General features: G+C 57.2%; 1 protein-coding gene. It reads right to left on the bottom strand.

Annotation, left to right across the window (positions count from 1 at the left end; translation table 11 throughout):
* Positions 1-51 precede the first annotated feature (51 nt).
* Positions 52-318, bottom strand: coding sequence for a hypothetical protein (locus tag LNV23_RS23855; RefSeq protein ID WP_263565241.1), 267 nt, complete (start codon positions 316-318; stop codon positions 52-54).
* Positions 319-921: the final 603 nt, after the last annotated feature.

Here is a 921-nt window from a genome sequence, read left to right as displayed (position 1 = left end):
GAAACCGATTCAAGCTCCAGGTCCACTCGAGCGACCGGTTAGAGCGCATTTTCAAATCGCCATGGCAATGAGTTCGGCGCGCGATAGCCGCACGTTCGGCTGACTATGAAGAGAGCCACGAAGGCAGGACGGAACCCCTGAGGCAATCGTTGCTATGTCATATTCGATTGGAAACACGTCATCGACCTTCAAGCCAACGAAGGTTGCGAGTGCGTCAGGCCCTGAGCTGTTGTAAGCAATGTCGTGATAGCGAGCCAAATGAAACCGCTCGCCGCTAGGTTTGACAATGCTCAGAGTGAGGAAGTGTTCGTTCAGCATTGAATCGCTGAGAGAAATGTTCCCCAAGATTGCGAGCTCTGTTCGTCCATTTGCGAGTCGCACTGGACTCGCTACCAAACGACTCGACAGCGACAACACTGGCAGGCTGCGCACCGGCTGAATCCAAGTTTCGTCGTTTTGGGACGCCTCCGGCAAGAACTCCCAGACAGGGGACGCCAGTAGCTCCGAGTATGGAACCTGGTCAACCGAGAAGAAAGATGAGTGCATGCGCGCTAACGTTGAAGCTGAGCCGGAGCCGCAGGCGATCGGCTCGAGCGACCGGTTATGCAGAGCCACTTCGAGGGCACTGCGGTGGAACTGGCCGACAGCATACCGAAGCTGAACCCACGCGGCGAACGGCTGAGGCGGCAAGCGCGTTGTTCTTCTGCGGGTCGACGGCGAACCACGAAAAGCGAAGGCGCAGACTGACCAAAGCCGGCAAGATCACTGCGGCCGCAGGCTGGCGCCATGCGAGAGTATCCCGACACCGAGCAAATCACGGCAGGCTTCCTCGCCAAATCGTGGCGATCGCCAGACCGAAAACGGACATTCAAGCATTGACTAGCTTGCTGCATAACGTTGAAGCTAACTGGCACGCGACGA

The sequence above is a fragment of the Kinneretia sp. DJ1R-11 genome (assembly GCF_025717595.1).
Lineage (GTDB): Bacteria > Pseudomonadota > Gammaproteobacteria > Burkholderiales > Burkholderiaceae_C > Paucibacter_A.
Note: the sequence above shows the minus strand (reverse complement) of the source record. Positions and strands in the feature narration are given on the sequence as shown.

What these genes read in the sequence shown, in the direction of transcription:
- LNV23_RS23855 (WP_263565241.1), bottom strand. Translation starts at nt 318, where the DNA reads ATGCTGAACGAACACTTCCTCACTCTGAGCATTGTCAAACCTAGCGGC.